Annotated in this window: 22 protein-coding genes and 1 pseudogene; 12 read left to right on the top strand and 11 right to left on the bottom strand. The window is 49.0% G+C overall.

Annotated elements, in window-relative coordinates; all coding sequences use genetic code 11:
• Positions 1 to 8: 8 nt before the first annotated feature.
• The 3 genes from CWM58_RS02755 (at position 9) to CWM58_RS02765 (ending at position 4,637) form a co-directional block, all read left to right on the top strand.
• A complete protein-coding gene (locus tag CWM58_RS02755; protein WP_100680164.1) occupies positions 9 to 1,520 on the top strand; it encodes an alkaline phosphatase D family protein in 1,512 nt (503 codons plus the stop codon).
• Between the two features lie 19 nt (positions 1,521 to 1,539).
• On the top strand, positions 1,540 to 2,463 hold the full coding sequence (locus tag CWM58_RS02760) for an alpha/beta hydrolase (RefSeq protein ID WP_100680165.1): 924 nt from the start codon (positions 1,540 to 1,542) through the stop codon (positions 2,461 to 2,463).
• Between the two features lie 479 nt (positions 2,464 to 2,942).
• The gene (locus CWM58_RS02765) at positions 2,943 to 4,637 is read left to right on the top strand and encodes a thiamine pyrophosphate-binding protein (RefSeq protein WP_100680166.1); all 1,695 of its coding nucleotides are present in this window, start codon (positions 2,943 to 2,945) and stop codon (positions 4,635 to 4,637) included.
• Here the strand turns inward: CWM58_RS02765 and CWM58_RS02770 are convergent.
• From CWM58_RS02770 to CWM58_RS02780, 3 genes are all read right to left on the bottom strand, one after another.
• Positions 4,634 to 5,554, bottom strand: coding sequence for a LysR family transcriptional regulator (locus CWM58_RS02770; protein WP_100680167.1), 921 nt, complete (start codon positions 5,552 to 5,554; stop codon positions 4,634 to 4,636). The two genes, CWM58_RS02765 and CWM58_RS02770, sit on opposite strands and share 4 nt — an antisense overlap.
• Before the next feature lie 67 nt (positions 5,555 to 5,621).
• A complete protein-coding gene (locus CWM58_RS02775) occupies positions 5,622 to 6,254 on the bottom strand; it encodes a histidine phosphatase family protein (protein ID WP_100680168.1) in 633 nt (210 codons plus the stop codon).
• 292 nt (positions 6,255 to 6,546) lie between these two features.
• The gene (locus CWM58_RS02780; RefSeq protein WP_100680169.1) at positions 6,547 to 6,951 is read right to left on the bottom strand and encodes a carboxymuconolactone decarboxylase family protein; all 405 of its coding nucleotides are present in this window, start codon (positions 6,949 to 6,951) and stop codon (positions 6,547 to 6,549) included.
• A gap of 101 nt (positions 6,952 to 7,052) precedes the next feature.
• Between CWM58_RS02780 and CWM58_RS02785 the strand changes: the two genes are divergently transcribed.
• Positions 7,053 to 7,964, top strand: a complete 912-nt coding sequence (locus CWM58_RS02785; protein WP_100680566.1) for a LysR family transcriptional regulator — start codon at positions 7,053 to 7,055, stop codon at positions 7,962 to 7,964.
• Positions 7,965 to 8,656: 692 nt separating this feature from the next.
• On the opposite strand, the gene CWM58_RS02795 is transcribed toward CWM58_RS02785, so the two are convergent.
• On the bottom strand, positions 8,657 to 8,938 hold the full coding sequence (locus CWM58_RS02795) for a hypothetical protein (RefSeq protein ID WP_206056618.1): 282 nt from the start codon (positions 8,936 to 8,938) through the stop codon (positions 8,657 to 8,659).
• Positions 8,939 to 9,035: 97 nt separating this feature from the next.
• Here CWM58_RS02795 and CWM58_RS02800 point away from each other — a divergent pair, with 97 nt between their 5' ends.
• The 3 genes from CWM58_RS02800 (at position 9,036) to CWM58_RS02810 (ending at position 11,099) form a co-directional block, all read left to right on the top strand.
• Positions 9,036 to 9,617, top strand: a complete 582-nt coding sequence (locus CWM58_RS02800) for a cytochrome b/b6 domain-containing protein (RefSeq protein ID WP_100680567.1) — start codon at positions 9,036 to 9,038, stop codon at positions 9,615 to 9,617.
• 53 nt (positions 9,618 to 9,670) lie between these two features.
• Positions 9,671 to 10,360 (top strand): VIT family protein, encoded by a 690-nt coding sequence (locus CWM58_RS02805; RefSeq protein WP_100680170.1) that lies wholly within the window; start codon positions 9,671 to 9,673, stop codon positions 10,358 to 10,360.
• Positions 10,361 to 10,505: 145 nt separating this feature from the next.
• Positions 10,506 to 11,099 (top strand): LysE family translocator, encoded by a 594-nt coding sequence (locus CWM58_RS02810; protein ID WP_100680171.1) that lies wholly within the window; start codon positions 10,506 to 10,508, stop codon positions 11,097 to 11,099.
• Positions 11,100 to 11,103: 4 nt separating this feature from the next.
• Here CWM58_RS02810 and CWM58_RS02815 read toward each other — a convergent pair whose 3' ends face one another.
• Positions 11,104 to 11,997, bottom strand: a complete 894-nt coding sequence (locus CWM58_RS02815) for a LysR family transcriptional regulator (protein ID WP_100680172.1) — start codon at positions 11,995 to 11,997, stop codon at positions 11,104 to 11,106.
• Positions 11,998 to 12,216: 219 nt separating this feature from the next.
• Between CWM58_RS02815 and CWM58_RS02820 the strand changes: the two genes are divergently transcribed.
• Together CWM58_RS02820 and CWM58_RS29520 are read left to right on the top strand one after the other, a co-directional pair.
• On the top strand, positions 12,217 to 12,756 hold the full coding sequence (locus tag CWM58_RS02820; RefSeq protein ID WP_100680173.1) for a GNAT family N-acetyltransferase: 540 nt from the start codon (positions 12,217 to 12,219) through the stop codon (positions 12,754 to 12,756).
• 344 nt (positions 12,757 to 13,100) lie between these two features.
• Positions 13,101 to 13,223 (top strand): small membrane protein, encoded by a 123-nt coding sequence (locus tag CWM58_RS29520; protein ID WP_012541799.1) that lies wholly within the window; start codon positions 13,101 to 13,103, stop codon positions 13,221 to 13,223.
• Here CWM58_RS29520 and CWM58_RS02825 read toward each other — a convergent pair.
• Together CWM58_RS02825 and CWM58_RS29445 are read right to left on the bottom strand one after the other, a co-directional pair.
• Positions 13,220 to 13,849, bottom strand: a complete 630-nt coding sequence (locus CWM58_RS02825) for a helix-turn-helix transcriptional regulator (RefSeq protein WP_100680568.1) — start codon at positions 13,847 to 13,849, stop codon at positions 13,220 to 13,222. The two genes, CWM58_RS29520 and CWM58_RS02825, sit on opposite strands and share 4 nt — an antisense overlap.
• A 428-nt stretch (positions 13,850 to 14,277) precedes the next feature.
• Positions 14,278 to 14,373, bottom strand: coding sequence for a YnaM/YnfT family protein (locus CWM58_RS29445; protein WP_272482055.1), 96 nt, complete (start codon positions 14,371 to 14,373; stop codon positions 14,278 to 14,280).
• Here CWM58_RS29445 and CWM58_RS28330 point away from each other — a divergent pair.
• From CWM58_RS28330 to CWM58_RS02845, 3 genes and pseudogenes are all read left to right on the top strand, one after another.
• Positions 14,333 to 14,425: pseudogene (locus CWM58_RS28330) on the top strand (hypothetical protein); the annotation flags it as partial. The gene CWM58_RS29445 and the pseudogene CWM58_RS28330 sit on opposite strands and share 41 nt — an antisense overlap.
• A gap of 444 nt (positions 14,426 to 14,869) precedes the next feature.
• A complete protein-coding gene (locus tag CWM58_RS02840; protein ID WP_100680175.1) occupies positions 14,870 to 15,343 on the top strand; it encodes an Hsp20 family protein in 474 nt (157 codons plus the stop codon).
• A gap of 168 nt (positions 15,344 to 15,511) precedes the next feature.
• Entirely contained in the window at positions 15,512 to 16,024 is a 513-nt protein-coding gene (locus CWM58_RS02845) for a 2-oxo-tetronate isomerase (RefSeq protein ID WP_061154672.1), read from the top strand.
• A gap of 20 nt (positions 16,025 to 16,044) precedes the next feature.
• On the opposite strand, the gene CWM58_RS02850 is transcribed toward CWM58_RS02845, so the two are convergent.
• From CWM58_RS02850 to CWM58_RS02865, 4 genes are all read right to left on the bottom strand, one after another.
• Entirely contained in the window at positions 16,045 to 17,262 is a 1,218-nt protein-coding gene (locus CWM58_RS02850; RefSeq protein ID WP_100680176.1) for a diguanylate phosphodiesterase, read from the bottom strand.
• Positions 17,263 to 17,707: 445 nt separating this feature from the next.
• The gene (locus tag CWM58_RS02855) at positions 17,708 to 18,319 is read right to left on the bottom strand and encodes a helix-turn-helix transcriptional regulator (RefSeq protein WP_100680177.1); all 612 of its coding nucleotides are present in this window, start codon (positions 18,317 to 18,319) and stop codon (positions 17,708 to 17,710) included.
• A 426-nt stretch (positions 18,320 to 18,745) separates the two neighbouring features.
• The gene (locus CWM58_RS02860) at positions 18,746 to 20,110 is read right to left on the bottom strand and encodes a GntP family transporter (RefSeq protein ID WP_008804987.1); all 1,365 of its coding nucleotides are present in this window, start codon (positions 20,108 to 20,110) and stop codon (positions 18,746 to 18,748) included.
• 57 nt (positions 20,111 to 20,167) lie between these two features.
• Positions 20,168 to 20,950: an HPr family phosphocarrier protein gene (locus CWM58_RS02865; protein ID WP_040968490.1), complete on the bottom strand. Its 783-nt coding sequence runs from the start codon at positions 20,948 to 20,950 to the stop codon at positions 20,168 to 20,170.
• Between the last annotated feature and the right edge of the window lies 1 nt (position 20,951).

Below are 20,951 nucleotides of genomic sequence, written 5' to 3' on the forward strand. Positions count from 1 at the left end.
GGGGAATTATGAACATCATTCTCGGTCCAGTATTGAGTCTCAGAAAAGTGAATGTAAATTATTTTCATGTTTCTGCACTTATTGTTGTGCCCAAAGATTACAGCGAGATTGATTGCTCACTGAGTCATGGTGTGGTTGAGCAGGTTGTGAAAATAGCTAGTGTGCCATTTTGTAATCCTATTTGGGATGTAATAAGGCTGGATTTTAATATCCCATTGTTAGATGTTCCGCAAACAATTAACTATACAATCGAAAATAATAAATGGCAGTTTGGGCTACCCGCGGTAGGGCAAAGCCCGGCTATTGCTTATGTATCATGTAATGGCTTTTCAGATGCTAAAAAGATGAAAGATGTTGGTTATATCACAGATCGCTGGAATGATCTTTACACCACACATCAATCAAGACCCTATCATATTCTTATTATGGGTGGCGATCAGGTATATACTGATGGGTTATGGCAGCAAGTTAAGTCAATTTTTGAGTGGAATGTCAGCTTTGCTCTTGATCGCTGGCATAAGCCCTTCACGAAAATGATGAAAGAAGAACTAGATTTATTTTTATGCAATATTTATTTTAACGCCTGGAGTTCATCCGAAATAATAAATGCCATGTCGGCAATCCCAAGCATTATGATGTGGGACGACCATGATATTTTTGACGGTTGGGGGTCCTATCCAACGACATTGCATAATAGTGACATTTATCAGGGAATATTTTCCTTGGCAGAGCAATATTTCCGCGTGTTCCAACTACAGTTAGCTGCGACGAGTGATGAGAAACACCCATCAGCGATACCTGGATGTACAAACTACAATCTTGGTTTTTCTTCCATTGGAAAAATATCTATTCTGGTGGCAGATTTGCGCAAAGAGCGACAGCCGGAACCGATGCAAATTATGTCGGAGTACAACTGGACATTATTTTATCAGTATCTTAATGCTCTTCCCGAAAATGGTCATGTGTTGCTGCAATCCAGTATTCCTGTGGCCTATCTTAATCTGAACAATCTTGCCAAATTACTCAAAGTTCTACCTGGACGAAATGAACTGGAAGATGATTTACGTGATCACTGGCGGGATGAAGCTCACCGGGGGGAAAGGATTCGCCTGGTGCACAATTTACTTGATTTTACCCGGGTTCACAAAAGTCGTGTCACCATCCTTTCTGGAGACGTGCATGTTGCTGCAAGTGCCGTCATTGAATCCTCACGCTATCCTAATTCAGGTTTTGCTACGAGAGTAAACCAACTGATCTCTACCGGTGTTGTTCATCCCGCCCCGCCGGCTATCGCTCGTTATATGCTGGAATGTAATGCTGATAAAGTCGACATTATCGACTCAGGTATAACGGCAACTATGTTACCCATCGCATCAGATGGTGGTTATTTGATCGGTGAAAGAAACTGGCTGGCTATTGAACCAGACGATAAGAACCGTTTATGGGCAAACTGGCATGTTGAATTTGCCAAACAATTAACAACCAGGGTCATACATCCTTATGGGGATGAGATAAACTAACTGGTTTCTGGAGGTGTGTATGTTATTTATAACCAATCGTTCTCCGCAAGGATCATTTGTTACAACCCCAGGGCGCGATTTTATTTTTGATCTGTTAGATAATACGCCTTCAGCCTCGGTATATTATTGCCAGCGGGATAGATTAAACAACAAGGACATCGAGTTGGGCAGCGATAATTTTCTGCAGGCAATAGAGACATCACAAATTAAATCAATTTTGTTCTATCTGCATGGATTCAGGAACTTGCCCGAGGACGTCTTCACGGCCGCTCAGTTAGTGCAAAATCTCTGTGATACCCTTGCAACCTTTAAAATCATGGTTATCCCTTTAATCTGGCCCTGTTGTGGCGAAAAAGGAATCATCCAACGTTATTATGATGATCGTGATGCAGCAAACGATAGCGGAAGTTCATTTTCACGTGTTATTCAAAGGATTGTTGACTGGGGAAGAGGGCGTAAAACAGCCTGTAAAAGTATAAATCTGCTGGCTCATTCGATGGGGAATCAGGTGCTATGCGCGACGCTGAATAACTGGTATCAGTCTTCAGTAGAACGGAGGCGTTTATTTGATTTTAGTTTCATGGTTGCACCCGATCTGGAAAGTAACGCACTGGAAACTAATGAACCAGCCGAAGTAATTTGCGAGGTCACTCGTGATGTAATTCTCTATCATGCGCGAGATGATCTTGCTCTTAAAGCAAGCAAAATAATCAATTTTAACGCATTACCACGATTAGGAAGTTTGGGGCCTGCCTATATGACACGTATTCCTAATAATGTGACGGTAATTAATTGCGGGAGTGTCAATCAACCTGCTGATAGCCTCATTGGTCATAGTTATTTTGAGTCATTAGCGGATGATGCGACCAAGCCCAGCCTTGTGATTCAGCATATTATTAATTGTATGATAAAAGGTGAGATTATTCAGAACCCTTTTTCTTGACAGAAGAAACATATGCTTTCAGCCCAGGCGGGTTGTCTGGGCCGTGTCATGATGTCTGGATGACGAAAAAGTGAAACAAAGTGATATTTTCAGCATAGCTAGTAATAGCGCCCTCCAATTTTTATAAGGTAAATATAATACATTTGTAAATAATTTCAGGCTTCAGCCGATCTTCACCGTACTTTTTTAAAGTGCCTATTTTTGTTTTTCAGTTCTCTCACACGTCTCATCATCGCGGTATTCATCTCACTAAATATTGCGCGCCATTTATAAAAACTGGTCCTGTGCAGACGGAGCGTGGAGCCAGCGCTTCGACGCAGAACACTTTCCATCTCCTGGCGAACAGCGAATGACTTCCCATACCTAAAAGGGTATGGCTGGGCATCAATATAGTATTGGAAAGGGGGTTAGACCCGTGATTAAGATTGAATCACCCGCCAGACAGGGCGAACGAATACCCAGACAGAGGTGATCATTCTATGAGTAACACAATAACTAAAGTTCAGAACGCCAATGCACGCCGTGGCGGTGATGTATTGTTAGAAGTTCTGGAAAGTGAAGGGGTGGAATATGTGTTTGGTAATCCAGGTACCACCGAACTGCCGTTTATGGATGCGCTGTTAAGAAAACCGTCAATTCAGTACGTGTTAGCTCTGCAGGAAGCGAGTGCAGTCGCCATGGCGGACGGTTATGCGCAGGCAGCAAAAAAACCAGGCTTTCTGAATCTGCATACCGCCGGTGGTTTAGGCCACGGCATGGGAAATCTGTTGAATGCAAAATGCTCACAGACACCACTGGTGGTGACGGCGGGGCAGCAGGATTCACGCCACACGACAACCGACCCATTATTGTTGGGTGATCTGGTCGGTATGGGTAAAACGTTCGCGAAATGGTCACAGGAGGTTACCCACGTTGACCAGTTACCGGTATTAGTTCGCCGGGCTTTCCACGATTCTGACGCTGCACCGAAAGGCTCCGTTTTCCTGTCGCTTCCGATGGATGTGATGGAGGCGATGAGTGCTATCGGCATCGGCGCGCCTTCTACTATCGACCGCAATGCCGTCGCGGGTTCGTTACCTTTGCTGGCGAGTAAGCTGGCGGCATTTACTCCGGGTAACGTCGCACTGATTGCCGGCGACGAAATCTATCAAAGTGAAGCGGCCAATGAGGTTGTTGCTCTTGCTGAGATGCTTGCCGCTGACGTGTACGGTTCAACATGGCCGAACCGGATCCCCTACCCAACAGCACACCCTCTCTGGCGGGGCAATTTGTCCACGAAAGCGACGGAAATTAACCGAGCATTAAGCCAGTACGATGCTATTTTTGCCCTTGGCGGTAAGTCGCTTATCACTATTCTTTATACCGAAGGTCAGGCAGTGCCGGACCAGTGTAAAGTGTTCCAGTTATCAGCTGATGCAGGCGACCTGGGACGCACCTACAGTAGTGAACTCTCAGTGGTTGGCGATATTAAATCCTCGTTAATGGCACTACTACCTGAACTGGAGAAAGCCACGGCAAACCATCGCCGTGATTATCAACGCCGTTTTGAAAAGGCGGCTAATGAGTTTGAATTAAGCAAAGAAAGTCTGCTCGGGCAGGTTCAGGAACAACAATCTGCTACGGTAATTACGCCGTTGGTGGCGGCGTTTGAGGCAGCAAGGGCGATCGGACCAGATGTGGCCATTGTTGACGAGGCGATTGCCACCAGCGGCTCGCTTCGCAAATCTCTCAACAGTCACCGTGCGGATCAATATGCCTTTTTACGCGGCGGTGGCCTGGGATGGGGAATGCCCGCGGCTGTCGGCTATTCACTCGGTTTGGGAAAAGCGCCTGTGGTGTGCTTTGTGGGAGACGGCGCGGCGATGTACTCCCCTCAGGCTCTCTGGACGGCCGCACATGAAAAACTGCCAGTCACCTTTATTGTCATGAATAACACGGAATATAACGTATTGAAAAACTTCATGCGTTCTCAGGCAGATTATACGTCGGCCCAAACAGATCGCTTCATCGCAATGGATTTGGTTAATCCGGCAGTGGATTATCAGGCACTGGGTGCATCGATGGGGCTGGAGACCCGAAAAGTTATCCGTGCCGGCGATATCGCCCCGGCCGTTGAGGCCGCACTGGCGAGTGGCAAGCCTAATGTCATCGAAATCATCATCAGTAAAAGTTAATCGTTTATCCGTCCGGACTGTGCCGCATCCAGTTTATCCTTGATACTGCGGCACAGGTTCACAAAACCCGGTAAAGCCGGATTCGTGTTCTTTGCCGACCACATCAGCATATTCTCCACCATATTCGGATTTTCCAGCCTCCGGTAAACCACACCGCGTAATTGAGCATTTTCCATACTGGCAGGAATAAGCGCGACACCAACACCATGGGCCACAAAATTCATCACAGTCTGCTGCACGGAGGCTTCCAGACCTATTTGCGGACTAAATCCAGCTTTGAGGCACTGATGAAGGATGGAATCATAGAGCATCGGCGCGCTCTGGCGCGGAACCGTGATGAACGGGTCATCACAGAGTGATTCAAGCCTGAAATGCTCGCGTTGAGCCTGAGGGTGGTTGGCAGGAAGGGCGGCGATGAGCGGCTCACGCAAGAGCACCAGTGAATGAATTCCCGGCGTGGCCGTCTCGGAGAAGCTAATTGCCGCGTCCAATCTGCCATCCTGTAATGCGGCATGTAAATCAGAGGGGACCCTCTCCTGAAAATGCAATTCCACGTCGGAACAGGTATTCCTGTGCTGCATCGCAACATGCGGCACAACGCTATAGCTGGCATACATTGTTGCGCCTAATTTCAGAACCCCTTTCTGCCCTGATTCTATTGCCCGTACGTTATTACAGGCCTGCTCCAGCATTGCCAGCATCGCACGACAGTCCAGCAGAAATTGCTCACCGGCAAGGGTTAAACTGACCCCTTTAGCGGCCCGGTTAAATAGCTTTGCACCGAGGATGGTTTCCAGCTGGGCTATTTGCCGGCTTAAGGGAGGCTGCGAAATATTGAGTTTACTGGCGGCTTTGCCAATGTTTCCGGTATCAGCAACAGTGCAAAAGTTAATCAACTGATTAAGGGTCGGTTTCATAAGCATTCCTGAAGCAGGTTCATACCTTCCAGGGTATCACTTGTTTGCCGCAGAGAGGCATATGAAATTAAGCGTTCTGGCGTTCGAGTTGAAGCAGGTGTGTGGCAATTCCCCATCTGATTGCCAGGCATTTCCCACCCCGGAAATCGAACACAGCGTAACTTGCATTAGGGTGAGCGTACCGCGAAAAGTTTTCAATAGTTCCTTCTTTAAGCACCGCCAGCACGCCCTGGCTGACTTGCCCGTGCGTGACAATACAGACGCGCTGATGTTCTGTGGTTTCTTGTAGGTTTTGTATGAAACCTGTTACTCGTCGGGTTGCTTGTGCTAATGACTCTCCCTGTGGCGGGCAATACTCGGCATCATGTGTGAATAACGCATGTGCATCGTGGGGGCGTTGTTGCATGAGCTGTGACGTTAACATACCTTCGAACTGGCCAAAGGCCTGTTCTTTGAGGGCCGGCTCAGCTATCAATGGGCAACGAAAACGGTCAGCCAGGCGCTGTCCCATTTGCCAGGCACGACCAAGCGGAGACGTGTAAACGCAGTCTACCCGGTAATCACTCGCTGCAAACGCGGCAAGTAAAGCTGATGTTTGGCGCTCCCCGCGGGGGGTTAACGCACTGTCACTCTGTCCCTGAATTATTCCTCTTATATTCCACTCTGTTTCCGCGTGTCGAACAAGTATCACTTGCATCATTAAATGGCCATGTATATTGTTGATTTAAATGCTACAGTTTAGACAAATCCCTTTAATAGAATGGGATTTTTAGCACTGGACGAAGACAGATTCTGCCTCCCCGCTTTCCTTGTATCTGACAGTATGTCGTGATGAGATACCGTCTCTGAAATCGAGTGAGCCATCCCATTCGCTTAATCAGTGACGCCTGGTTCGGAATGTGATGCAGACAATCCAAAAAACGCGCCAGACAATGACCCGAGCCAGCACGCTTGTCAAATGGGATGGCTAGAATGGCAAACAGCAATTTTCGTCAGGACATTTTCGCTTCGACGTTTAATTCAGCATTTAAAATATCGCGTATATTGACGAGTGCATTGCGCACCGCGGCGCCTCCTGCATAAAACAATAATTGCAGGACAACCTCGATGATTTCTTCTCTGGTTGCCCCTGCATTTAGCGCTGCCTGAGCGTGCGCCCTCAATTGTGGAATCGTATGACCCAGAGTGACACAGGAAGCAATGACAACCAGCTCCCGCGTTTTAGCGTCCAGCCCCGGGCGTGCAAGGATGCCTCCCATAGCCCATTCGATCGAGATATCAGTAAAATCAGGGCACAAATCGGCCATGTCCTTTCGTAGTTCTTCTCCTGCACCATTTCCATACAGCTCATTAAACAATCTCATTCCTCGCTCACGGAGCTCTGTATTAGTCATCATTTTTAACCCTCCTGCACTAAGTGAAAACAGATTAAAACCCGCTGGTGAAATTTGATAAACAGCGTTATGTTTTTATCTTTAACAAGCCAGGCTTGATAATAGTGAATAAACTGGAAAGTATGGCGGTGTTTGTCCGCGTCGTGGACAGGGGCAGCTTTAGCGCTGTTGCTGAAGAGATGCGAATCAGCGGAACCATGGTTGGGCTGCATATCAAAGCGTTAGAGGAACATCTCGGCGTTCGCTTACTTAATCGCACAACGCGTCGGCAAAGTCTGACCGATTTTGGTCAGGTTTATTATCAGAGTTGCCGTCGGATATTAGCTGATATTGAAGATAGCGAGTCACAGGCATTTGCTCTTCACCAGAAGCCACGTGGAAAACTGAGAGTAGGTTGCCCAGTCTCCTTTGGTGTCCATGCGCTTTCGCCTGTTACTGCTCAGTTTCTTACTGAATGGACTGATATGGCAGTAGACCTGGTACTGAGCGATAAATCGATGGATATGGCAGATGAAGGTTTAGATGTCATGATTAAGATTGGTGAGCTCCTGCATGTCAATACACTTGTTGCCCGTCCGATAGCGCCATATCGCTCAGTCATGTGTGCATCTCCGGCCTATATAAAACGGGCAGGGAAACCCATAACACCTGAAGAATTATGCCATCATCGATGTCTTGGGTTTGCCCATCCCATTGCAGCGAATGAATGGACACTTCAGAGGGAAGGCAAACCTGTCAGAGCTCTGGTAAACATCACGATGACCTGTAACAATGGGGAAGCATTGCGAAGGGCAGCATTGAATGGATTGGGAATTATTATGCAACCCGAGATCCTGTTGGCTGAAGATTTGCAACATGGCCGACTGCTGCCTCTGATGTCTGAATTTCAACCATTAGCTAAGCCAGTGTATATATTGACCTTTGCAAACCGTCAACAGTTACCAAAAATCCGTTTATACGTTGATTTTTTATTGAAAAATTTCAGTACATCACTCTACGCATTGAATCTCGAATAAATAATAAATTGTACGCGGCTGCGGTTGACCGGATGCCGCGTCGGTGGCAGAGAGGCGCCATCTGACGTTGATAATACGTAATAATTCGCCTCTGTTCCCGAACACTCCCGAGCGCGCGTCACTTTTTAATGTTGACTTTGCATAAGATTGCTCGGTATGTTTCTCATCGTAGTGTATTATGCCAGATGAAATAAAGCCGTCTGAGCGTGGATTATATCGTTCAAAGGATATATTCGCGCTAATGATTTTTTTAACCAAGGAAGCAATGAATAAGGAAGTGCGCGAGTGTCTGATTGGAATATTATTGTGCTGTCTCTATTTTCAGCGACGTACCTCCCTTTGTTCTGGTTCGTAGGCATGCGGATAGCCTCTGAGGACATTCTCAGAAAGAATAAATTTTACGAAGCGGATCCAAATGTTTTAGTCCCTGGATGGGCGAAGACATGCACGACGGTATTCTGTGTTTTGCACTACTGCCTATTCCTCATACCGTTGACTATGATTGACTGGTTACATGGTTTGGCTGCATTTGGTGCAGGGATTCTGTTGCTTGTGTTTCTCCCTTTCTTCAGGAAAAGCTATATGCCTGTTTTTAAAGCACACGCTATGCGCGTTCACAGGAGGGACCCTTCAACAGGACGATTATTAATTCGTGTGTTGAAGGCTAAGACTTTTGGTTGAAAATGGTCTGTTTAGCCTTTATTCATATTACGTAAGTCTTCTGGCAAACCAGGTCCATCCGGTAACCAACCTGGCTGAATCTGGGTAGCTTTGCCTGGAGCACCAGGATCAACATGAGCCAGCGCCAAACGAACCACGATAATGTTTACCCCTTGGGCCAGCATTGAGGCAGCGGCTTCTTCTGTCGCTCCATGGGGAAATAAGGCGGAGGAGACAGGCGCATCAATTTCACGAGTAAGTCCATGGATGCTATTAGCTGCTGAGATAGACGGTATGGTTTGCCTTTTATTCACACATCATTCAGTGCATTTCAATATCAAGGCGTTAAGGTTGCGTTAACAAACAGACGCAATACTGATGTGGCCGAACAACTCATAAAATGGCCAAATGATGAACGAAAAACTACGCAATGCACTTCCGCACAAAGACACCCCTTTTTTCCGCCTGCTGCATATTATTGTCGCCACCCTGATTCTATTGCAGATCATTAGCTCTAATCTCACCGAAAGTGAGGCGCTTCGCGACGTATCTCTGACCGGGGTCGTGACATGGTTCCATGTTATCTCTGGATTAGCGCTGATTGTTCTTGGTGTAGTGATGCTGGTATGGATGCTTAAACAACGTGGGTTTCGTTACTATTTTTCCTGGTTGTCCCTTGATTTTCGCGGTGTAGTTGAAGACATTAAAATACTAATGACATTTCGTCTTCCTGAAGCACATGCCGGTGGCATAGCGGCGATGATCCAGGGGCTTGGCGTACTTGCTTTGCTGGCGGTCGCACTCTGTGGAGGGCTCTGGTTTGTACTGGACATTGCGCCAGGGGCGTCATCGGCGCTGGCAGAAGCGGTCCTGCATTTGCATAAATTTCTGACGGTGTTCATTGAAACCTATTTCTGGGCACATGGTGCGATGGGATTGCTGCATATCTTCCTCACCTTTCGCAGTCAAAGGAAACATCCCGTTGCGGAGTAATCTTGTGCTCTCTCGCTAATCCCGATGAGGATGCGTATTAAAAGGAAAAAGGCATGCATCTTGAACGACACAGCATTGAAAAAGTCGGTTGGTTAAGGGCGGCGGTACTCGGGGCGAATGACGGGATTGTCTCTACCGCCAGCCTGGTGCTCGGCGTGGCGTCTGCAAATACCAGCCCTTCGGGTGTGTTGCTGGCCGGTGTCGCCGGGCTGGTTGCTGGAGCCATGTCGATGGCAACAGGGGAATATGTTTCGGTATCATCCCAGGCGGATACGGAAACCGCCGCGCTTGCCGAGGAAAAAAGTGAGCTGGACGCAGATTATCAGGGAGAGGTACGGGAACTGACGTCTCTTTATATCCAGGGCGGAGTGGAGCCTGCGCTTGCCCGCCAGGTTGCAGAGCAGCTCATGGTCAAAGACGCCCTGGAGGCTCATGCCCGCGAAGAGCTGGGACTAACGGACACTCATTCTGCGCGACCTTTGCAGGCGGCCCTCTTTTCGGCCGTGAGTTTTTCAGCCGGGGCGGGGTTGCCCTTGATCGTTGCAGTGCTTTCGCCAGCAAAACTGATTTTTATCGCTATTTTCCTTTCCACTCTCTTTTCACTGGCGGCTCTTGGCTATCTCTCTTCCATGGTGAGTAACGCACCGCCTGTCAGAGCTATCAGCAGAATTACGTTCTGGAGCACGCTGGCCATGCTTTTTTCGATGGGGATTGGGCGTATAGCCGGGCAGGTACTGTTGTAAAAATAGCTAAATTATCAAACACACCTTTAGAGAAAGAGCCATTTAATCTAACGTCCATATCGGGGTAGTCTTTAAATATAGCGAAATAACTTGTTATATAAGTTTCGCTACACCGATATCTTTCATTGGAAAAGTGGATGTAAAAATGGTTTTGATTGCTACTATGTTTCTGTACTCTCTGGCTCTGTCGTTTTCGCCTGGCCCGGTCAATATGGTCATTATCTCTTCCGGTGTTATGCATGGCTTTAGAAAAACATTCGCCTTCGTATCCGGTGCGACGCTTGGTTTTACCTTGTTACTTATCTTTGTTAGTTTTGGGGTATACACAGTCATTGCCACGCATCCACAATTTTTCAAATGCCTGAATGTTCTCGGCTCGATTTTTATACTGTATCAGGGCTATAAAATTGCTACATCACACCCTGATTGGTCATTAAAAAAAGAAAATGCCCCCGGATTTGTTCAGGGAGTGTTAATGCAATGGCTCAACCCAAAAGCCTGGGCTGCCTGTACCTCTGGAACTACCTTGTTTTCTGAGCCATCAACTAGTCTGCCGCTAATACTTTTTATTATTATTTACTTTTTTATCTGTTATATCTCATTATCCATTTGGGCAATATTTGGTGATAAAATGTCAATATTTCTTCAGGGAAGGGTACAAATCCGCGTCTTTAATTTATTGATGGGCGGTTTTTTATGCGTTATCGCATTCTATATGCTTTATCCACAATTATTTTAACGATTCAAAGCCTATGTTGTTCCATAGAATTATAAATGTAATTGATTAGTTTATAGGCAGCGCTGCTGGTTGATATATTGGCAGGCCAAATGGCATAAACTTTTAGCGGCTCTAATGACCAGTCAGGAAGTACGTCATGCATCTCCCCGAGTTTAACATCATTTTCACAGAGGAAACGGGGAGGTACGACAAGTCCTATGTTTTGTTTGGCAAGGACATAGGCAGCTTCAATGTTATCTACGCATACCATAGGAGCATACTTAATGACCGCCAGTTCGCCGTTTTTGTGCCTGAACTCTCGAATGTTCTCTCTCATTGTTAACCCAATCCACGGCAGGGATCCCAGTTCAACGGGATGGTTAATGGGCTTGTGCTGCATGAGCAAGCCCTTTGACGCTACCAGTTGTCGTGGCAGAACAAATAGATGCCTTGCTTTGAGTGAACTGTCGGGAAGTTCGCCAATACGGAAGGCGACATCAATGCTATCGGCGATGATGTCCTCACGCAGATCACTATAAGAAATACTCAGGGAAATATCCGGGTTTTCTTTAATAAAATTCGCGAGATGGCGGGTGAATGGGCCGTTTAAAAAAACAGCAGGGAGGGAAATGCGCAGCTTGCCGACGGTAGAAATAGAGCGTTGTTTAAATTCAATGACGCCCTTTTCATACAACTCCAGCATCGATCTGGCGGTCTCCAGCAAACTGATGCCATCCTGGGTTAGGGAAATCTTCCGCGTATTTCTGTACAGCAAGGCGCTATTGAGGTTTTTCTCAAGTCTGGATAAATGTGTGCTTGCCGTGGCGGTCGTCAGGCCTAACGCTGCGGCGCCACCTGAGATTGAACCTCGTTCTACAATTTTGGCAAATACTATCAGGTAGCGGATGTCATCGATCATTTACAGTCCTGTGTTCACTCAGTCATGCTGTGCGTAGAGCCAGCAAAAGCTTAAATCCATCATAGAATTAACATATCTTATTTTCATCACCGGCAGCATATTTTTTCAAGCGCTTCACAACGCGGGCTAACCGGTTCCCGGGTATGCAAATTTGTGCTTAAATGAGCAGGCATAAATCTTCGAAGCATCATTGGTAATACTCCCCGTCAGGAGGTAAGTTTGCACATTGATACCCATCGTTTGCATCTTCGCCCGGTCATGGCTTCTGATGTCGACGATCTGTACCGAATTTATGGCGATCCCGCGACCAATACCTTTAACCCCGCCGGGCCATACCCGAATGTTGACCATGCGGAAGTCGTTCTGAGGCGCTGGCTCGCGCATTGGCAAACTTACGGCTTCGGAAACTGGGCAATAGCACCGCGCTCTACCCCAGAACATATCATTGGCTTTGGCGGCGTCAGTCTTCGTAGCTATAATGATGTCACCATTAACAATCTTGGATATCGGTTTTCCACTGAGGCATGGGGAAAAGGACTGGCCACCGAGTTTGCGATTGGTGCGATAAAATATGGCTTCGAGGAGATTAAGCTTGCAGAGATGTCAGCGGTTGTCAGGGCTAACCATCTGGCTTCGCAGAAAGTCCTCGAGAAAGCAGGGATGAGGTACATCAACGATATTGCTGATGTAAAAGATGCGCCGCCGAGCCTGCTTTATTCATTGACGTTAAACGAGTGGTTAAACCAGTCTACTAACTGAACCAAACGTTCTGCTTAACCCTCGCGACGGATAATGACACCGTTGCTTTGGGGGCCTTTCCGGCAAAACAGGCAGGCCTGCCCACGACGTTACTCTTTGACTTCAGACCCTAAATTTACCGTGATTAACCGCAGACCGTCACGCCTGGCTTTACCCGGTGTAGTTGCTCGCTTTTATTATCCAAATGCGCACATAATAATAAAAATGAGGTCTTCAGCATTATTCATTTTCAGAATTATCGCACAAGGTATTACCTTAATCTGAAATGGCTGTTGGATGGTTGTTTTCGAAAACTTATACCCCGTATTATTTGATAATCATCTTTATCTCTGAAAAGGTCGTGTATGAGTAATTTTCTGCTATTAGCCCTGGCGGTGGTATTATTGTTAACATCATTATTTTGTGGTCTGTCATATGTTAAAGACAGAAGGAAACTTAAGATGCGTTTTAACAAAACCCGGCGTTAATTGATCGCTCTTGAGGATAGTGCAAGAGCGATGGCCGAGAATCGCGCCAGCTCTTGCTTTGTATCAATCTGGAATTTTTTCATGATGTTGATTTTATGAGAAAAAACGGTCTTATGGCTGATGCCCAGTTCTTGCGCTATCTGCTGATTGTTCATTCCCGTTTTTATCGCATCGATAATATAAAGCTGCGACTTGGTCAGTGTTAATCGTGGGCATTTAAGACACCGTTTGCTGTCTTTCTCCGGCCCCCCAGCAACGGGTTTGCTTGACGCTGTCAGACGGTTTGCGATTTGATTTTTTATGCTGCGCAGATCGGCGTTAATACTGATAAAAGTGGCATCACGCAGACAAAGCGGCAAGCGGTCAACCCGCGCGCCGCTGTCGCTGGGGACAAAAACAAAAATAGGTGTCTCCTGTGGTACCTTTTTGAAGCACGGGTGGCACAGGTAATGTTCACCGATTTCCATTTCTGTAAAAAGCACATCAGTCTGGCTAATGATCTCAGGTGAATATTCGTGAAGAGAAAAGGGTGTACGGATATTTTCTTCGATGGCGATCTCGAGAAGCAGTTCGCAAATTCCCCGCTTCAGATAAATATTTTCAGTGTTAATTAAAAAATCAGTCATAGTAGTGATGAACACGAAATGGATAAAGGTTGATAGAATATTTAAAGCAAAATTGTTTTGCGAATATGGGCTTAGGATATTTCTAATAACCAATAAAAGCAACAAGTCCAAAATTGGACTTTTTGCGATGTTGTTGATATAAAAGTTTTGAAATCAGTAAGTTACAAATCTTAATCGCGTGTGCACTGTCAGCAATTTGGCACAAACTGCTTAAATTGCTTATAACGCATGCGTTAATTCTGGACTCAAATATATTAATTAAAGTTACTTATTCACAGTGTGAATTGCTATTTCAAAAAATACGGTGTGCAGGCCCTGATCTACGGTTAAATGTCACCAGAACGAGGCCTGCGGTTGTCATTGACGAGAAGGACGCTGGGTATAGACGCGCCGCTGCGGAGGGTGAACAGCAACGGCGTACAAAAGGATCAGTTATCAGGATTGTTGGAAATGCCTTTCCAGACCATCCCCAGGCCGATCAACATCGACGCGAAGAGGGCGAACAAGGTGGTGGAGATAAAAATGCCGGTCATGGTGATGCCTCAGAAAGTGCGTATGCAGGTTATTAGGCACGGGACTGCGAGAAAGGTTCCTTGTCGGGCTGAGTATATTTCCATCAGTGGCTTTTCGGCTGGTGCCAGCAAGGCTAATGTCTTGTCAGCGCGCCTCGGGCGGGAGGTGATGTATGCGCTCGTCCCCACGCTGTCGCAAGGGGCAACTGTTGACAGGTGAGGCGGAGCGGTCCTGGCGTTGACATTCCTCTGAGCAACTTATATATACATGTCGCTTCTGTTTATTGCATGTTAAACAACATCAGTTATGGGACTCAGAAGCGCCACGGCCCCCGCCGTCGGGTGGGGGTTACTCTGCCACCTGGCCTGGTTATTTTTTTCCGGTGGCGAGTGATAAAAAAATTTATTTCCGCTCTTGAAAAATGCGCTGCAGATATTATTTTATATAGCGGACAAGCCATGCTTGCCTTTATGTTGAGCTTTTGAATGGATATTCAGGAGGTTAATTATGGCACTCAAAACCTTGTCAGCACTCCCCGTTTTCGCTGATTCTCTTTTTGCCGATCGTTTCAACCGCATTGACCGTCTTTTCAGCCAGTTAACTGGCGATACGCCGGTGGGCACCTTGCCGGCCTATGATTTGCAGAAAATAGATGACAGTAATTTCCTGCTCAGCGTCAGCGTGCCCGGCTGGAAAGATGAGGAACTGGAAATAGAGACCGTCGGCGGTAATCTGCATATTACCGGTAAACGTGCAGAAACTGATCCCGGGACCGACGGTAGCCAGCGCTGGATATATAAAGGCATCCGCCGCGCCGATTTCCAGCTGAGTTTCTCGCTCCCTGAACATGCTCAGATTAATCAGGCGCAACTGGATAGTGGGATCTTAAAGTTGACTATCCACCAGGAGATCCCGGAGAGCGAAAAACCGCGAAAAATTGCCATTGAGAATCAGGGCCGGGTGATTGAACACAAAGTCTGATTCGGCAACAGTTTAAACGAGTATCCTGCTAAGGCCCGCGCTGCGGGCCTTTATTTTTCCCCCCGCACTGACGCAATCGGTCTACGGCCGGCGAGAGAACTCGATATGCTATTCTTTTAACTGGCGCGATGCTGCTGTTATTCCTTTGATATTTTGCGAGGGGGCTGAATGACAGACGAAATGAGTTACGATGCAAAACCGACCTCAGCGCTGACGACGGAAGTGGCTCAGATGCTGGTTGCGCGTGGCTGGCGGCTAACCACGGCAGAGTCCTGCACCGGGGGCAATCTGGCGGCGGCGCTCTGTGCTCAGGCGGATACCGCGGCGTTTTATGATACTGGCGTCGTCACTTTCAGCGATGAAGCCAAACGAAACGTGCTGCAGGTTCGTGCGGAAACCCTGGCGGTACACAGCGCCGTCAGCGAAGCGTGCGTCCAGGAGATGTCGGCCGGTATTCTGGCAATGGCTGACGCCGATATCGCCATCGCCATCAGCGGCTACGCTGGACCGGAGGGCGGGGAAGATGGTACCCCCGCCGGCACGGTATGGTTTGCCTGGAATTTTCGCGGTCAGACCGAAACCAAACGGATGTGCTTTGCCGGCGACTGTGAGACCGTGGTGGCGAAAGCGGTACGATATGCCCTGGCGGCGTTGAGCGAAAAGCTTGCCCACTGGCAGTGACGATGCCCGGGGGCGTGGCCCTACAGGTCCGTTGCCTGGCGTGCTACCGGCCAGCAGATCTCCCCGATGCCGTTAAGGCACGGTCGGGAAAAGAGAAACCCCTGAAACAGACGAATGCCTACCGACTGCAGCCAGCACCACTCCTCAATGGTTTCGACGCCCTCGGCGACAACGGTGATGCCGAGATCTTCACAGCAGCGGACGACCGAGGCGACAATCGCCTGTTTGGTGCCGCTAATATGAATATCGCGCACCAGCTCCGCATCCACTTTGATTTTATCAGGCTGAAAGCGGGTCAGGAGCGACAGACCGGAGTAACCGGCGCCAAAGTCGTCGATGGCCAGCTTCATGCCAGCCACGCGCAGCGCTTTGAGTACTCTACGGAACTGGTCGAAACAGGAGATAACCTCCGTCTCTGTCACCTCGATCAAGACCTGTTCTGGCCTGAGACCTGCCGCCAGCAGGTTGTCCATCAGCCAGCCTACGGCGTCAGGATGGTGATACAGCGAGCCCGGCAGCAGGTTGATCGCCAGCTGCTGTTTGCCGAGCGAAAGGCGGGCGGCAAGAGAGAAGGCGAACGCTTTGCTCTCGAGGTCGAAACGGTAGCGATCTTCCGCCGCAATGGCGGCAAACATTTCCACGGGTGAGCCGCCGGTCGGGCTGCGGATCAAGGCTTCAAAGGAAGAGACCCGCCTTTTAGCCGGCTCGACGATGGCCTGCAGGGCGAACTGGCAGGGCTGGTCCGCCAGGTTGCGCGGCGAGGCGTTGCCCATTGCGGGAGTCATCGTCCAGCGAGAGGGTTGCAGAGACTCGGGCAGGCAATAGCGTCCGCCGTCGGCGATAAAGGCGCTAATCAGCCTGAACATGCGGTCGTTGATCGGCTCGGTTTCACCGAAGGTGCTGAAGCGCAGTATCGCTTCTACCGCGGCGTCGCTCTCATAATGGCGGAGATCCAGCATGCGCATCCCGACATCCCGGAAGCGGCGAAAGGCCGAGTAGTCGCGCATCAGCTCCACCACGTCGCGATGGCGGGGATCGCATTGTATTGCGCTGAATAACGACTCGAGGATTTCCTCATTTCCTTCCAGCACCTGGAAGAACTGCTGGCCATTAAACAGCAGAATGCCGGTTATCCCGAGGGGCATATTTTTCCCGCTGGCGCGATGAATAAGGGCGTCAAGATCGATCAGTGGCCAGGCAGGATCAACCTGGCTGCGGTAAATCAAGGTGGTTAGCATAGTCATTCCGTTCGCTGTAGCAGAGCCCGATGGCCTGTACAGAGCGAAAATAGGGAGGTTTGGCCTTACCCTCAAGGAGGAGGCCGGCATTTTCTGACATTCAACCAACCGTGATGTCCGCTACGCGGAACGGGAGATTCACATTGTGATTCCCTCCACTCTACAGGGAATCGGATGTTTAGCTATCTTTTTATTACTGCGGTGATTCACGGGCGTTAAGGATGTCGCTAACCGTCAGGTTTGGCGGTAAGTCATATAATTGTGCCAAAAAAGCGGTTTGTTCTAAGCAAGAAGAGAGTATCCAGGATATACACCAGGTCGTATTCTTTCCAGAGAACTCGTATATTTCCGGGTGCAGAAAAAATGTAATTTGCAACAGCGCTGCAGGTAATATCACTTCCCGGGCACAAGAGAAATCCCGAGGATAATAGAATACTGTGAAGGTTTAATGTCTGGCTAATATCTGAATAAAACTATTAAATTGTTGCTGGCTCTGTAATTTAAACTTATGCATAATATGCTGTTTGTGTGAGTAAATGGTCTTATGACTAATATTTAATGCGGCCGCGATTTCATGCGGGCTGAGGCCAATGCTGAATGCGTATATCACTCTCAATTGCGCTTCACTAACCGACCTACAAGAGCAGTTAATACAGCGTCTGAGACGATTAAAGGAATGGGGGACACTCGGGGTAGCGCAAGACATCACCGCCTTGGCTATTTCTTTTTTTAGAGTAGACGTCGTAGTCTGTTTATCAATAAATACCGCATTCTGAAGGCAATTGGGTAATTCAGAGGTGGTAAGGTCTTGTTCACTGGATTGCAGGATAAATAGTTTAAAACATTCGTTTGTCTCTTTGAATATGTCATGGCACAAGTACCACTCCCCTGCAATCATCTCTGTGAAAATAATATTCGCACTGGCAATGCCCTGTACGTCCCATTGCTGGGAAAGCGTGTATGTTGTCTGGTGGGAGGTATTCATAACCTCATGAATGAGCTCTGCAATCGCCATTCTAAAATAGTGATTTTTTATATTAAACAGACAAGTGAGCATGTGACATCCCTGTTGGGCATAGCGAATGGAGGTCAGGTAAAATAACGAAAAATAGTAATCCAGTTGCTATTAGACGGCGTAATCTAGGTCATATACTTCTCTAATGCAATATTTATCAGGGAAAGTGAGATAAAGGCTGGTGTGTGTAGGAATTTTCTTAGTGATTACCTGGCTGGTGAATATATTCCTGTATTTTCACCAGGGTAAACTTCTCTTACGGTAGGTTAAGGCAGGCTGATGAGGAGGGAGTGAGTAGCTTAAACAGAAGCCGTAATAACATGGCGAAAGACACCTGCTGGGCTTGATGAACAATGGGGCAAAAACGCCCCAGCGGTACGAAGTCAGTTTGCCTCGGCCATCTTCCATTGCGTGAAGTCCATGGGGAGCGGATCGTGAAAGGTGGCCTGGCGGCCACCTTCGCGAATATCACAGTACAAACCACAGCAGCCAGGTGATCAGAAAGCCCGTCACTCCCATGATGGTCGTCAGCACGGTCCAGGTTTTTAACCCGTCCGGCACCGAGAGCCCGAGATAGCGCGTGACGACCCAGAACCCGGCATCGTTGACGTGCGATAACCCAAGCGAGCCGAAGCAGGTCGCCAGCGTCACCAGCACCAGCTGAATCGGATCCAGCCCGATAACCGCCTGAGACAGCAGACCGGAGGTGGTGAGGATCGCCACGGTAGCCGATCCCTGCGAGGCCCGGAGTACCAGCGAGAGCAGGAAGGCGGCGGGCATCAGCGGCAGATGAATGGTCTCCAGCGCCTCGGCTAAGGCATTGCCGATGCCGGAGGCGACCAGTACGCCACCAAAAGCGCCGCCGGCACCGGCGACGAGGATCACATCCGCCGAAGAGGGGATCGCGCTGCCGGTGACTTCGCCCAGCTTTTTCAGGCTCATCCGCCGACGGATGCCCAGCGTCCAGCTGGCCAATCCCAGAGAGATCAGCAGGGCGACCGGCGGGGTACCAATGACGGTCATCAGCTGGCGAACCGCGTTTTCCGGCAACAGCAGCGCCTGACACAGCGTCCCGGAAACAATCAGCATGATGGGCACCACGATCAGCCCACCGATAACCAGCGCATTCGGCGGCGGCAGACGGGTCTGCTGCGCGTTAACCGAGAGGTCCGGCACTTCAGCCGTTTGCTGCTGCTCCAGCACGTTAATCGACAGATGATAATGGCGCCGATTGATAAACCGGGCGACAAAATAACCCACGATACCGACGACTATCGATACCCCAATTCCCGCCAGCATCAGCCAACCGACATCGCTATGCAGAATGCCTGCCGCCGCTGCCGCGCCAGGGTGAGTGGGCAGCGCGACGTGCACGGTTAACATCACTCCGGCCATCGGCAGGCCAAACTTCAGCGGTGATACGTGGGCGACTTTGCTGAAGCCGTAAATTAACGGAATGATGATGATAAAGCCGACTTCAAAAAAGACCGGCGTGCCGAGAATAAAAGCCACGATGGTTAAGGCGGCAATGGTCCGTTTTGCACCCAGTACGCCGGTCAACGTTTTCGCCAGCGATTCGGCGCCGCCGGACATTTCAATCAGCACCCCCAGCATAGAGCCCAGAATAATAATGCTGGCGATGTGACCAAGCAGGCCGCCCATGCCTTTTTCAATGGTGGTAATAATTTTATCTGCCGGAATGCCGGTGGCGAATGCCACCAGCAGGCTGACGATCAGGAGCGCCACAAAAGGATGTGCTTTCGCTTTGATCACCAACAGGAGCAACAGCACTACGCTGGCTAACGCAATAAGTAACAGCGCCGATGTCGACATAGGTTTGCCTCGGGTATTAACAGGTGTACAGAGAGTTATTTTTTTAGAAAACGGCGTTTATTTTTTCCGGTAGGGCGAGAACCACCCCAGCCCGGAAAGCGTGTCTGCTCGGGGGATATATTCGCAGCCGATCCAGCCGTCATAACCGGTTTTATCCAGTAGCGCATAGAGCCACGGATAGTTTATTTCGCCCTCATCCGGTTCATGACGGTCGGGCAGGGAGGCAATCTGAATATGGCGATACTGGCCGGCATATTCGGTAATGAGATGGCTTAAATTGCCGTCTACCTTCTGCGCGTGAAACAGATCTAACTGCACCGCGACGTTCGGCCTGTCGACCCGTTTCACCATCTCCAGCGTTTGATATTGGCTGTGGTAGAGATAGCCCGGTTTGGTCTGAGGATTCAGCGCTTCGATGAGTATCCGCTTGTCGTGGCGGGCAAAGCACTCCGCCGCGTAGCGCAGATTATCGATAAGCACGGCCTCGCAGGCTGCGCGATCCATCCCCGGCTGTACCACGCCGGCCATGATATGCACCTGCGGGCAATCCAGCTGGCAGGCATACTCCAGCGCCAGCTGGATCTGCTGGCGGGCCTCGGCGCTTCTGCCTGGCACCGCGGCGAGCCCCCATTCTCCGGCGTTGACGTCGCCGGGTGGGGTATTGAACAGCACCAGCTGCAGCTGGTTCTCCTGCAGGCGCTGTTTAATTTCCCCGGCGTCATACTCATAGGGAAACAGAAACTCCACGGCCTCAAAACCCGCGCGGGCAGCGGCGGCGAACCGGTCCAGGAACGGCAGCTCGGTAAACAGCATGGTTAAATTAGCAGCAAATTTTGGCATG

The sequence above is a fragment of the Klebsiella sp. H-Nf2 genome, assembly GCF_002806645.1.
Lineage (GTDB): Bacteria > Pseudomonadota > Gammaproteobacteria > Enterobacterales > Enterobacteriaceae > Klebsiella > Klebsiella variicola.